At 53.3% G+C, this 13528-nt stretch carries 12 protein-coding genes; all 12 read right to left on the bottom strand.

The features are described 5' to 3' along the window. Positions 1-29: 29 nt before the first annotated feature. The 12 genes from GPK90_RS18245 to GPK90_RS18190 all read right to left on the bottom strand — a co-directional run bounded on the left by GPK90_RS18245 (position 30) and on the right by GPK90_RS18190 (position 13420). Positions 30-1151, bottom strand: coding sequence for a M23 family metallopeptidase (locus GPK90_RS18245; protein WP_215703618.1), 1122 nt, complete (start codon positions 1149-1151; stop codon positions 30-32). A 216-nt stretch (positions 1152-1367) separates the two neighbouring features. After that, positions 1368-1784 (bottom strand): DUF3842 family protein, encoded by a 417-nt coding sequence (locus GPK90_RS18240; protein ID WP_118297066.1) that lies wholly within the window; start codon positions 1782-1784, stop codon positions 1368-1370. An 87-nt stretch (positions 1785-1871) separates the two neighbouring features. Further along, positions 1872-2786 carry a ketopantoate reductase family protein gene (locus GPK90_RS18235; RefSeq protein WP_118532861.1) on the bottom strand — a complete coding sequence of 305 codons (915 nt, stop codon included), beginning with the start codon at positions 2784-2786 and terminating at the stop codon, positions 1872-1874. Between the two features lie 3 nt (positions 2787-2789). Beyond that, a complete protein-coding gene (locus GPK90_RS18230; RefSeq protein ID WP_252197620.1) occupies positions 2790-3755 on the bottom strand; it encodes a TPM domain-containing protein in 966 nt (321 codons plus the stop codon). Continuing rightward, positions 3755-4933 (bottom strand): TFIIB-type zinc ribbon-containing protein, encoded by a 1179-nt coding sequence (locus tag GPK90_RS18225; protein WP_215703616.1) that lies wholly within the window; start codon positions 4931-4933, stop codon positions 3755-3757. Before GPK90_RS18225 ends, GPK90_RS18230 begins: the two co-directional genes overlap by 1 nt. Positions 4934-5002: 69 nt before the next feature. Then, the gene (locus tag GPK90_RS18220; RefSeq protein WP_215703615.1) at positions 5003-6325 is read right to left on the bottom strand and encodes an SPFH domain-containing protein; all 1323 of its coding nucleotides are present in this window, start codon (positions 6323-6325) and stop codon (positions 5003-5005) included. A gap of 17 nt (positions 6326-6342) precedes the next feature. Then, on the bottom strand, positions 6343-7173 hold the full coding sequence (locus GPK90_RS18215) for a deoxyribonuclease IV (protein ID WP_118297071.1): 831 nt from the start codon (positions 7171-7173) through the stop codon (positions 6343-6345). Positions 7174-7230: 57 nt separating this feature from the next. Further along, positions 7231-8151: an ABC transporter permease gene (locus tag GPK90_RS18210; protein WP_215703614.1), complete on the bottom strand. Its 921-nt coding sequence runs from the start codon at positions 8149-8151 to the stop codon at positions 7231-7233. Continuing rightward, positions 8141-9091 carry an ABC transporter ATP-binding protein gene (locus tag GPK90_RS18205; protein WP_118321126.1) on the bottom strand — a complete coding sequence of 317 codons (951 nt, stop codon included), beginning with the start codon at positions 9089-9091 and terminating at the stop codon, positions 8141-8143. The genes GPK90_RS18210 and GPK90_RS18205 overlap by 11 nt, the downstream gene beginning before the upstream one ends. Then, positions 9091-11565 carry a hypothetical protein gene (locus GPK90_RS18200; protein WP_215703613.1) on the bottom strand — a complete coding sequence of 825 codons (2475 nt, stop codon included), beginning with the start codon at positions 11563-11565 and terminating at the stop codon, positions 9091-9093. Before GPK90_RS18200 ends, GPK90_RS18205 begins: the two co-directional genes overlap by 1 nt. An 18-nt stretch (positions 11566-11583) precedes the next feature. Further along, positions 11584-12726 (bottom strand): sensor histidine kinase, encoded by a 1143-nt coding sequence (locus tag GPK90_RS18195; protein WP_118532873.1) that lies wholly within the window; start codon positions 12724-12726, stop codon positions 11584-11586. Continuing rightward, positions 12716-13420, bottom strand: coding sequence for a response regulator transcription factor (locus GPK90_RS18190; protein WP_118297076.1), 705 nt, complete (start codon positions 13418-13420; stop codon positions 12716-12718). The genes GPK90_RS18195 and GPK90_RS18190 overlap by 11 nt, the downstream gene beginning before the upstream one ends. Positions 13421-13528: the final 108 nt, after the last annotated feature.

Here is a 13528-nt window from a genome sequence, read left to right as displayed (position 1 = left end):
CTGATTATTATGGGGAGATTCTTAAGATTTTATCCATGACCTCTCTCTGAATTTTCCTCTTCTCCCGGTACATCCGGATCTTTCATCCCGTAGACTCTCGTCCACTCTTTAGTCCCTTCCACCTTCACAGTCTCGCTCTGATTCAGCCGCAGGAACTTCACGATCTCGTAGCAGTCAATCCAGATCTCGTTGTTTCCCTCTTTCTGGGATTCATCGAAGATGAGCTGGATCCCGAAGTGCAGGTGCGGAGTTGTGATGTTGTTGGTGTTCTCCGTGGTGCTGTATCCGGTCCTGCCCAGGTATCCGATCACATCTCCCGCCGTCACGATACTGCCCTCTTTGAGATTTGACTGGTATGGGTAATTCTGGCGCAGATGGGCGTAATAATAGTACCGTTTTTTATCGAAACTCCGGATCCCGATCCGCCATCCGCCGTACTGGTTCCAGCCAAGTGCCTCCACATATCCGGATTCCACCGCGATCACCGGCGTCCCCACCTGCCCCATCATGTCATGGCCCAGGTGTTTTCTCTTGAATCCGTAGGATCGGGATGCACCGAAATCGTCGAAATCACTGTACGGGAAGTTTTTCGCGATCGGTGAGAATGCTTTCAGACCATATTTTCTGAGCCAGACGGTCTTCGCATTTCCATTTTCACCCGTTCCGCTCTGTGTGAGGTCTTCCGGCGCCTCCGTCTCCTGCTCAAAATATCCGACCATCCCGTCGAGGACTGCACCGTATGCCTCCCGGTAATAGGCATAGTATTTCATGTCCTTCGTGAGCTCCTCCATCGTCATCCCGGACTTCAGTTTTTCCGTCACCGCGTCGAGATCTGCCTGCCGGAACCACTCGAAATCCCCGCCGTATTTTGCTCCGAGATATGCAAGCAGTTCCACCCAGTTCAGATGAACATCCTCCTGGATACTTCCCATGTCCAGGCGGAATGCTTTCTGCATGACTTCCGCCGGGACGGTAAATTCCACCCAGTGGATATAGTCTTTCTTTTCCCCGCCGCTCTCCTCCATGATCGCATATGTATTCTCCGCCGCCGCTTTCCTGCTCTGGACACACAGGGAAGCCGTCAGGATCAAAAGGATCACAAGCTGCGCTCCGATCACAGCTCCCGATCCCGGATGCATCTTTTTCCCCATGGCAGACACTCCTTCCGTCACCTTTACGCGCACGCGCCTGATGCGCCTGCATACACATCAGTGTATGCGGACAGGCAGAAGAATATGCGCAGTGGACACGCTGGCAAGAATCACAGAAAAAGCTCTGGATGATATGGAAGAACTAAACAATAAAAAAAGACGAATCCACCCAGATCATCAAAAATCAGGTGTCTTCGTCTTTTTATCAGCGCTTATTTACAGCTCCCCGCGCCGGATCTTCAGCACTTCCTCCACCGCGAGCTTTACATATTCTCCCATCGAAACGTCCCTGCAGCCCACAACAAAATGCTGGCAGCGGTTCACCGGGATCAGAACCTTTTTTGCCGGGCTCTGGCCGATCGCAACGGCCATCTTCGGGGTGATCTCCCCCATCAGGGAGTCCGCGATAACGATCCCCATCGGGCCCACGATGATGTCCGCCGTGCGGCTTGTGACGACCGCCGGGTTTTCTCCCGTCGCACCGGCATCTGCCCCCGCCTTTAACATCGCCGCCGTAGCGATGCTGTTCGTCCCGATTGCTAGGATCTCGTCCTCCGGGCAGCTTTTCTTCAACATTTCCACCAGACCTTTTCCCATCTTTCCGCCCTGGCCGTCGATTACCATGATCGTCATGTATTTCTCCTTCTTTCACCTTCCTGCCATGTTTCAGCACTGCAGGCACAAAGACCTGCCGGAGCGTTCCCGCAGCTCTCCTTACTTTCAATCTTCAGCTGTCTCCAGCTCCTTCAGCCGCTCATACAAAAACGCGTTCACCGGAAGAGAAAGTCCCTCTTCCTCCGCGATCTTTAACATCGTCCCCGCAAACAGCTCCACCTCCGTCGGCCGTCCCGCGAGCACGTCCTGGCACATGGACGTATGTCCATCCGGATTCAGGGTTGCAAGAAGGTCCAGCCAGTAGGAAATGTCCGCCTCCGAAAGATCCACATCCTGAGTGTCCGCCACGCGGAGAACCTCGCGCATGGCCTCGATCATCATGGTCCGCGCCTCTCCCTCTTTCTGGATCAGGCTGTACGGTGCGCCGTAGACTGCCGTCACCTGGTTGACGCCGGTGTTCAACATGAGTTTGTTCCACTGTTCCCTCAGGATATCGTCCGGAACCTGGTAGGAAAGTCCGGTCCGGTCAAACAGATCCGTCACCACTTTTAACTTCTCATCGCGGCTCTTATCCTTATTTCCGATGGTGATGTAGCCCATATTTTTGTAAGTGACCGCGCTCCCATCCTTTCCAGCGTCCATTCCCTGAACGCAGGCATAGAGCACATGATCCGCCCCGTAGACTTCCTCGATCATCCCCTCGCTGGAGATCCCGTTGAGCACCGACAAGAACAGGGTATTCTCCCCGACAAACGGCTTCACGGTCCGGATCGCACTCTCCATTCCCATAAATTTGACGGCAAAGATGATGAGATCTGCCGTCACTGCTTCCGCCGGGGAGCGGTATGTAAATCCGCATTTCTCCCCGTTGCAGCTCATGCCCGTCTTGCGGTATCGTTCCACACGCGTTTCGTCCGCGATAAAAAATACATGCCCATTTCCGAGCTTCTTTGTCAGATGATTTCCGTACATGACGCCGAGCGCGCCCTGTCCGATGATCCCGATCGTCCTGATCTCCATTCCTTAAAACTTCCTTCCCCCGCCGCCGTGGCTGTTTCCACCGTAACTGTGGGTGGATGACCTGCCGCCGCCGGAAAAACTTCCTCCTCCGGTGCCCGGACGGTTATTTTTCTGTGATGCGATCACCTGCTGCGTAATATACGAAGTCAGCAGGGCATCCGCGAGAATATTTCCCATGGTAAACCGGCTGTCACGCCGATAAGAGAGCTTAAAGTTCGCAGCCATCCGCTTATCTTCCCCGTGAAGACTGTAGCTTCTGAGCACAGAGGCCACCGCCGCGCCGCCGCAGACTGCCGCAATGCCGATCGCAAACAGGATCTCATACCATTCCAGATGATGGTAACGGCTGATCTTTCCCGTCTCCGTGTCATAATTGTACTGATCTTTCGAGATCCCGTTCGCATAACACGTTTCCGTATCTGCAAGAAATGCTGAAGCCGCCCCGTAATAATCGGCATCCGATGCATACCCGTAAACATCATCCAGGACGTCCTCGATCCGGCTGTCCGTCATATACCGGATCATCTGTCCGGTCGTGGAAATATAGAGCTCCCGGTTGTCCATGTCGATGAGGAACAGGATTCCCGAATGGTCAGAGCCTGTTCCAAAGCCGCCCTCCGTGTAAAATCCGTCCGCAAACACCTGCGCGGAGTCAGAATTTTCCTCCGTCGTGACGATGACCGCCTCCATCTTCATCTTCTCAGAAAGCGTCTGCGCCTGTCCGGAGAGCTGTTGTTCTTCTTCGTCCGTAAAAAGATCCGCCATATCGTAGACATCGGCATAGTTTTCCGTTCCCTCCGCCATGCGGTACGCGTCCTCACCGGACGCTGCGAAGGCAGTTCCCGAGAGGAAGATCCCAAGGACGCCTGCTGCCAGGAAAACTTTCAGCGATCTTCCTGCCGCTCCCAGAATGCCCCTGTTTTTCCCACTGTTCTTCCCCGTCTTTTCAGTTATCCACTTCATTTTCATCACAGGAACCACCCTCCGATCATCAGGATCGCCGCAACCGGCACAAAGATCTCCAGGAACAGTTTCACAAGCTTTCCTTTTGCGACCGGAAGCTTTCCGCAGATCTTTCCTGTCTGCCCGTTCATCGCAAAGTAATAGAGTTCGTCTTTTCTGACCTTATCCCTATATGTAAGGATCCACACCGGGAGCAGGGCATACTGCCACTTTGCGTCCCGGATATTTGTGTCACTCTGATCCACGCGGACTGCGGAGTACTGTCCCATCACGTCGTTTTTCAGCTGTTCCACCGTGTACTGCTTTACTTCCTGCTCCACCTCCGGCGTCAGAGCTTCTTTCTCCATATCCCGCTTTTCCGCCTGGAATCCCGAGAGGTATCCCATATCAAACGATTTCAGCTTTTCCATATCGAAGGGCAGAACGCCTTCCACGAGTGCGCTGTTATTTTTCTTTAAGGCATTTCTCGTCACATTTCTGACATCGAGTTCCCCTGCGCGCTCCATCCGGTATTTTTTATGCTCTGTATACCGGATATTTCCTGCAACCCAGGTCCGCTGTTTTTCACCTTCCGCCTGGATCTTTCCCTCCACCTTGCAGCTGTACATCAGGTACGGGAAATACACGCCGGAGAACTTCTCGATCTGACTTTTTGAGAAAAAGTCATCCGGGATATATTTTTTCTTTTTGATCCAGTCAAGGAAGATCCCCGTCGCCTGTTTCTTATCCATCGCAAACGGGATCACATAGTCCGGCAGGAATTCCCCGGAAAGCTTTCCGGAGAGGACGACCGGGTTGTGGCAGTAATAGCAGAACGTCGCCGCTGTCGTGGCATCCGTCACGACCTCCGCACCGCAGCTCGGACAAATGTAGACGAGAGCGTCCTCTTTCTGATCTGTGCTGCCTGCACGGCCACTCTGTGCCATATCGGATATTTGATCTGCACCTGTTTCGGTGCCTGCTTTCGCATTAACCCCGCTTTCTGCCTGTGCCTCCGTTCCCGCTGTCCCGGAGGTATCACCCCCATCCTGCACACCGCTGGTCTCTGTTGAACTCAGAGCCGCGGCTTTCATCTCTTCCTCCGTAAATTCTGACATGCAGAACTCACAGCAGAATTTCTGCTTTTTCGGATCAAAGACCACTGAGCCGCCGCAGTTGGGGCATTTATAACTTACAAGTGCCATCTCTTTTTCCCCCTGTATCTGGCATAACTCCCGGACTGTCATTCCGAAACAATCCGGGAGCTGATTCTTTTATGGTCTCGGCTTTCCGCAGTTCGCACAGAAGTTTCCTTTATTTTCCTGACCGCAGGAGCAGGTCCAGACAGTGTCCGGGCGCTTCTTTCCGCAGTTTGAACAGAAATTGCCCGTATTTACCTGTCCGCAGGAGCAGGTCCAGGAACCGCTCTCCTCCGGCTTCTTCTTTCCGCAGTTGGAGCAGAAGTTTCCGGTATTTCCCTCCTGACCACAGGAGCAGGTCCAGCCGGATAACGGCGCCATCTTTGCCGGTCCGCCGGATGTCTGCGGAGCCTGGGCAGCCATATTGGAATCACCCTGCTGTCCCTGGGCAGCTGCCATGTCAAACAGTCCCTGGGCATTAAATCCGCCGTTCTGTGCAGCCATGTTCATTCCGGCGAACGCCATCATCGGGCCGGTCGAAGTGTTTTTCGCCGCACTCTGCATCGCCTCCGCCTGTGCATTTACGAGCTGCGCTGCCGCCATTCCAGGGTTGCGAAATGTCGCATTTCTCTGCAGCTCCTTGATCATCTTCTCGTCTTCCTCGGAGGCTTTCACGGAGCTCACTCCGATCTTGCTCACCGTGATCCCGTAGACATCGTCCCAGCTGTCGGAGAGGATCTCACGGAGCGCATTTGCAAGCTCTACCGTATGCCCCGGAAGTGCGCTGTAGCGGACTCCCATCCCGGAAATCTTTGCGAATGCCGGCTGCAGGGCTGTCAGGAGCTCGCTGCGAAGCTGGGAATCGATCTTGTCTCTCGTATAATCCTCCTCGATGTTTCCGCAGATGTTCTTATAAAAGAGGATCGGATCCACCATCCGGTAGGAATATTCGCCGTGGCAGCGGATCGCAATATCCATGTCGAGACCGATGTTCTGGTCCACCACGCGGAACGGGACCGCATTCGCCGTGCCGTACTTGTTTCCGACGATCTCCTTTGTATTAAAGAAGTAGACTCTCTGGTCTCTCGCCGTGTCGCCGCCCATCGTGAAACGCTTTCCGAACTGCTTAAAGCTGTCCCCGATGCTCTTTCCGAGATTTCCGTAGAAGATACTCGGCTCCGCGGAGGTATCGTACACAAACTCTCCGGCTTCCGCGCAGACCTCAACGATCGCTCCCTGATCCACGATCATCATGCACTGTCCCTCATTGACCGCAATGATGGATCCGTTGGAGATCAGGTTGTCACTGTTTTTTGTGTTATAGCTTCTATTTGACTTTCTGTTTTCCCCTTTTTTGACAAGGACATCCGGTTCCATCGCCGGACAGTAGAAATACTCGCGCCAAGAATCCTCCAGTACACTCTTTAACGCGCCGACACCAACTTTTAAAATACCCATATCCCATGTTCTCCTTTTTATTGTCTGTGTTCTTTCAGAAAGCGGATCTCTTCTGCATATCCCGGAAGCTCATTCGGAGTCTCCAGACAGAACGGCAGATCGCGCAGCGCCGGGTGGTTGATCACCCTGACAAGCGCCTCCGCACCGATCTCGCCTTCCCCGATCCGTGCGTGGCGGTCCTTTCCGGCTCCCCGCACATTCATGCTGTCGTTCAAATGGACCGCTTTCAGACGGTCGAGACCCACGATCCGGTCAAACTCCGCCAGCACGCCGTCAAGATCATTTACAATGTCATACCCGGCATCCCAGACATGACACGTATCCATGCATACTCCCATCTTATCAGAAAGTTCGACTCTGTCAAGAATTTCCCGAAGCTCCTCAAAGCTTCTCCCGACCTCGCTCCCCTTTCCGGCCATCGTCTCGAGGAGTACCGTCGTGTGGAGATCCGGACGCAGGATCTCATTCAACATTTCTGCGATATAAGTGATCCCAGCTTCCACGCCCTGTTTTACATGGCTTCCGGGATGAAAATTGTAGAGATTTCCCGGGATCGCCTCCATGCGCTCCAGGTCATCCGCCATGGTCCGCTTCGCGAAATCACGGATCTTTTCGTCCGCTGAGCAGCCGTTTAATGTATACGGAGCATGGGCCACCAGTGTTCCGATCCCCAGCTCTTCCTTTAATTTTAAAAATGCCTGGATATCCTCATGGTCGAGCGGCTTTGCACTTCCGCCCCGTGGATTTCTCGTGAAAAACTGGAACGTCGTCGCTCCGATCTTTTCCGCGTCCTTTCCCATCGCGAGGAACCCCTTCGCAGAGGAGAGATGGCATCCGATATAAAACATTCCTGTTACCTCCACATGAATTTTTTCTCTCTGACTGTTCCGCCCGTAAAAAGTAACTCAGCGGGTACTCTGAAGATCAGCCTTTTTCTGTCTTCTCACCGGTTCCAGGAAAAAGACGGCTCCCCATATGAAGATCGCCGACAGGACAAGCTGCAGGATGAGGCTAAAGAAGACCCAGTGATCCGTGATCAGATTCCCAGCCTGACTTCCGAGAAAGTTCCGGATCTTAAAGTTTCCTCCGCCTCCCGCAACCTGGCCTTCCAGGATCTGCGCGAACGTGATCGCCGGATTCGCGAGCAGCAGATAGACGGCCGCCCCGGAAGTCGGCTCAGGGATCGTCTCCCCCGCCCCCAGCACCATCATATTGATCTCTGTCTCCGAGATCCTCAGCAGGAACACATTCAGCATGTACGTCCCCACCACGAGGACCAGCATGATCCCGTAGGTGATGACATTCGAAAATGTCGAGCGCTTCATCAACGAAGAAGCAAAGATTCCGAGACTTCCGCAGTACAATGCAACGGTCACATAGCTGAACAGCAGCAGGAAGAGATCCTGCGAACTGATGCTCCCATAGATGAAGGTCAGCATCAGGACCGGAAGACTCGAGAACACGAGGATCATCAGATGCGTGAACGCCGACGCGAGTTTTCCGATCACAATGTCGACCGGGCGGATCTTTGTCGTAAACATCAGCTCCAGCGTGTGGCGTTCCCGCTCCCCGCTGATGCTGGCCGACGTCAGCGCCGGCATGATGAACATCAGCATCATAAACTCCAGGGCAGCCACAAACGTGTAGAGCTGTAAAAAATTCTCATAGGTGACGGATCCGCTCACCTTTACCTGCGCGATGCTCTGGTACATGTTTAAGAGCGCCACCAGAGCCAGGATCCCGTTAAAGATCATGATGATGAGCGGGATCCGGAAACTTCTCGACCGGACCAGCATTTCCCTCTTATAGACCGGATTATTCTTCACTCGTCATCACCACCTTTTCCATATCATGATCCGTGATCTGCATGAAGATGCTCTCCAGGTCCCCCTGTTCTCTCCAGAATCCGCAGATCCCGATGTTGTGCGCTACCAGTTTTGCGAGAAGCATCGCCTCCGCGTCCTTTCCGCCGTGGAATCCCACGACGAGGTCGTTTCCTTCCACAGTGATCGTCCGGACCTCCGGCTCTGCCCTGAGAAACTGTACCGCCTCCCGGACATTCTCGACAACCTGGACACGGATCGGGTTCGAATCATTGACCTGCTTTAAGATATCCCCCATGTTTCCGGACAGAACGATCTTTCCGGCATCAATGATCCCGATATCGGTACACATCTGCGCCAACTCCGAGAGGATATGGGAGCTCACAAGGATCGTCTTTCCCTCCGCGCACAGCTCCTTTAAGAGCTCCTTGAATTCCACACGCGCTCTCGGGTCCATCCCGGAGGTCGGCTCGTCCAGGATCAGAAGCTTCGGATCGTGGATCATTGCGCGGGCCAGACAGAGCCGCTGCTTCATTCCGCGCGAAAGACTGTCCACGAAAAAGTCTTCCTTATCCGCAAGCTTTACCTGTTCCAGGAGGTTTGTACACCGCTCTCTCGCCACCAGGCCGGAAAGCCCGTAACAGGAGGCAAAAAAGTCCATGTATTCCCAGACTTTCAGATTGTCATACAGACCAAATTCATCCGGAACGTATCCAAACAGATCCTTCACCTGGTCCCGGTAGCAGAACGCATCTTTTCCGTCGATCAGGACAGAACCTTCATCCGCATTCAGGAGTCCCGTGATGATACGGATCGCTGTGGTCTTTCCGGCTCCGTTCGGTCCGACAAAGCCGTAAAGCGCTCCCTCCGCAACTTCCATGTCGAGTCCGGAGAGCGCCTCAAAATTGCCAAATTTCTTTTTCAGTCCCTGTATCTTCAGCATCAGTTTTCCCTCCCCGTGACCATCAGGAGCGGAAGTGCCTGACTGGTTCCATTCTCCGCGTCATTCCCGCCGGAATAGCGGACCGTGATCTTTCCGTCCGCGGCAATGTAATCGCTCAGTTCCTCCCTCGTAAAATCCTGTTTCCGGATATCGACCGGATCGTAGGTTCCCGTCTTCTCATTATAAAATGACGCTTCTCCGGAAAACCGGCCGATATAGGAATATCTCGCATCCTCGAAAAACTGCTCCGAAACAGGCAGGAAGGAATATGTCCCGATCTGAATATCCGTTCCCGGATCATATTCCACGATCACCGGATCCGTTCCGTACAGGACCATGGCGTTTCCGTAGCTGACGCCCATTCCGGTACTCACAGACGGCTCCGCCATCTGACCACAGCGGTAGATCTCCCCGTCCTTTCCCATCTGACAGCTCACCGATTCCGTATAGAACGTCTTTCCGTCCTGGTTGTCAGCAGGGATTCCGGCCGATCCCGCGTAGGATGACGGAATAAAGCCGCCGAGTCGGACTTCCGGGTTATATCTGGAATAATAATGATCCGCAAAATATCCTCCGAGACCGGATTTCTGAATATTTTCCATGTACTCCTCGTTCGAATCGTCCGCGCGGTCCGGATAGCCGCAGACCCGATCCGCGAGCAGCCATGTCATTCCGACCGGCCATACCAGAAGCTTCTCATTCTCCAGTTCGATCCTCTGTCCCGGCTCCAGATCGCCCAGGATCACGACCTGTCCGTAGAGATAGACCGCCGCATTTTCCAGCTTCACAGGCAGATGATTCTCAACATAACCGCTGATCTTTCCGCCCGATACCGTGAGACTGGCATCCGTTTTGCCCTGCATCTCTGTCTCCCGTTCCAGAAGAAAATACCGGGAGTCAAACGCTTTTGATCTTCTGCTGAAGATCACGGTGTCATCCGCCTCTTTCCGGATCCCAATCGCAGCCTGAATGTTCTTTTCAAAGTTCTCCACGCGGACCGTATCATACCGTCCGCTCCTTGTCAGCGGGGAGACCCGGTAGTCCGGCGTGAGCTTCACGGAAAATCCGCTGCTGTCCGGCGTCCGGATATTTAAGAATGTCTTCTCACGGACGGTATCGTTCTCCGCATCCAGGATCGTCGCACTTGTACAGAACTCACTCGTGAATCTCGTCTTTCCCCCCATCGCCCAGATCACAACGCAGGCTGCTGCCGAAAAGACAAGCAAAGAACCGCCGTAATACCTGTTCAGTCCTTTTCTTTTCAGCGTCAGATAGAGACCCGGCCCCGCGATGACCAGATATCCAAAGATCACAAAGCCGTAGAGGACAAGGTTCGGAAGCCGCTTCGCATTTCCTCCGCTCACAAGATTCTGGGCATTCCAGTAGCCGGCATCCCGGCCATAGGAATAGTAATAGATCCTGTTCAGTTCTTCCTCCCGGAACACCTCCCCGAGAAACCAGGCCGCGTAGGAAGGATTTCGTTTCACGAAGCCGGTGATCTCCGAAAGATCGATCCCCAGAACGCCGATCCGTCCGTTTCCGCAGCTCATGATCTTTAAGAGCGGGGTCCCGTCTGTGACCATCCGTTCCGAAGCGCCAGGAATCTCCGCCTGCGCGTAGTTTAAGCGCACCTCAGATTCTGCCGGATTCTGATCCGCGTACTCGGTTCCCATTCCGATCCACACGGTCTTCGCGTCCTCCAGCGTGATATCCGTCTGCATTTCACTCAGGAGTTCCAGTGTTTTCCCGCCGTTTTTTCCGGTGCCGAGGATCAGGGTACCACCGTCGCTCACCCAGTCCGCCACGGCCTCTTTCTGTGCCTGGTCAAGAGTCCCGCAGTCGATCCCGTTTACAATGAGCAGGTCGAACATCGAAAGTCCTCTCGGGTCATCCGGAAAGTCCTCCTTCGCGATCTCGACCGTTTTCGACTGGACCATCCCGTAATTCAGACCGACTCCGTCGAGCCAGTTTAAGTTTCCCGGTCTGTTTTCGATAACTCCCGCAAGGAGACGGCTCTCTTCCTTTGAAACGTCAAAATCCATGGAGGTTTCCCCCATGGTCCTGTTTTTCGCGTCTTTTAATGTCAGATAGATCCTGCCGTTTTTCTGCCCCAGCGGGACGTAGAGCTCCATGTTCTTTGTCTCCGCAGGCGAAACCTCGACCGACCAGGAATATTCATACGGTTCCGCCGTCCCGTTGTTTACGCTCTCCAGCGTCGACACGGTAAGAGTCCCCTGAAACGCACTCTCCGACTGGCCGTAGAGGCGGATCTTTAACGGGACAAAACTCCCGAGCCTGGCCGTCTTCCCATACACGGCCGTGATGTCCAGAGCGACCGGAGCTTTCGCCTGTTCTTCCTGATCCAGGCTGACTCCGTAGAGTTCCGAATCCCCGGCAAAAGCGGGAAAGCTGTCCGCCGTCACAAGGACGGCAGCCATACACCCAAAAAGCAGATATTTTTTCGTCTGATTCATATATTTCCCCTGATATTCCTAGCGTGAAGCATTGCCTGCAAAATTTTCCTTATTCACATCAAAATCCACCTTCAGCTTTACGGTGAACACCGTTCCGTTCAGGTCACTGGCCACGCTGATCGTTCCGCCATGCATGTCCACGATGCTCTTTGCAATGGCAAGTCCCAGACCGGTTCCTCCGGTCTTTGATGAGCGGGACTGCTCCACGCGGTAAAATTTATTGAAGATCAGCGGCAGCTCCTCCGCCGGGATCACATAGCCGTAGTTCGTGACGGACACCGTGACTATATCGTCCTTCGCGAGCACCTGGACCAGGACTTTCTTTCCTTCGGCCCCGTATTTGATCGCGTTGTTGATCAGGTTGTCGAAAAGTCTCGCGAGGAGATTTCCGTCCGCCGTGATCACCTGGGACGGGACATTGCTCTTTAACTCGTAAGTCAGGTCCTTATCCATAAAACTCGGATAAAATTCCTCCAAAAGCTGCCCGAGAAGCTTAACGATGTCCACTTTTCCGACGTTCATGGAAATCCTGCCGTAGTTCATCTTCGTAAAGCCGAAGAGATCTTCGATCAGTTTTTCCAGGCGTTTTGCCTTCACATAAGCGATATCGATATACTTTTTCTGCATCTCCTGGCTGATCGCCGGTCCGGAGGAGAGAAGCTCCAGATAGCCGATGATGGACGTGAGCGGTGTCCGAAGGTCATGGGCGACGTTCGTGATCAGCTCATTCTTCGTCCGCTCCGATTCGCGCTCCTTATCCATAAGCTTCCGGATATCTGCTTCCATCCTGTTCAGATTGGATGCCATTGCAGAGAATTCATCGTCTCCCACGACCTCGATCTGGGTATTCAGATCGCCTTCGGAGATGTTCTGGATCGCCATCGCGATCTTTCCGATGTATTTCATCGTCTTTCTCTCAAGCAGCAGAAGCGTGAGGGAAAAGACTCCGATCCCGATGAGGACATAGAGGATCGTCGTGATCGTCCCCATCCGGAAGATCTGGAAGATCATCATATTCGCGTACCTGGTCTGGTCCAGATATGCCAGCAGAAGGTTGATATTCATGATCAGGAACGCGTCCACCAGACATGCGATCAGAGCGCTGTAAAAGATATTGACCGCGATCTGCGTGTAAAAGTTTCTGCTCCAGTCACTTTTCAATTTTGTATCCTACCCCCCAGACCGTCGTGATGATCTTATCCTGTCTCGTGTCTTCTTTCATCTTTCCGCGCAGTCTCCGGATATGTACCATGACGGTATTGTTTGCCTCGTATACTTTTTCGTTCCACACCTTCTCAAAGATTTCATCCGTGCTGAACACGCGGCCCGGATTCGACGCGAGAAGGTACAGGATATCGAACTCGATCGGAGTCAGCTTGATCTCCTCCCCGTACACGATGACCTTGTGGTTGTCTTTGTTGATCGAGAGTCCGCGGATCGTGATCTCGTTCTTTGCCGCCTTTCCGGTATTGCTGTTCGGGTTTAACTGGGTATAACGGCGGAGCTGGGATTTCACACGGGCCGTGAGTTCAAGCGGATTGAACGGTTTTACCACATAGTCATCCGCGCCGGTCCCAAGTCCCAGGATCTTGTCGAGATCCGTTGATTTCGCACTCAGCATGATGATCGGGATGTTGTTCGTCTCCCGGATCTTTCTGCACATCTCGAGTCCGTCCATTCCCGGCATCATGATGTCCAGGAGCACCAGATGGATCTCCTCCTTTTCCAGGATCTCCAGTCCCTCTTTCGCATTGTTTGCCTTAAATACTTTATATCCATCGCTGACCAGGTAGATCTCCACAAGGTCCGCGATCTCTTTCTCATCATCCACAACAAGGATTGCGATCTGTTCCATGATTTGTCCTCCTTTTTAGGTTTCTTATGATACCGTATTGTTCCGCACTTCGTGCTCTCACAATACTCAAAAACATTCATAATCCGCTCATTTTTCTGCGAAAAATGG

The organism is Clostridium sp. MCC344 (assembly GCF_018785365.1).
In the GTDB taxonomy this organism is placed as follows: Bacteria; Bacillota; Clostridia; order Lachnospirales; family Lachnospiraceae; genus Pilosibacter.
The sequence above is the reverse complement of the archived record's forward strand: the minus strand, read 5'-3'. Positions and strand labels throughout refer to the sequence as shown.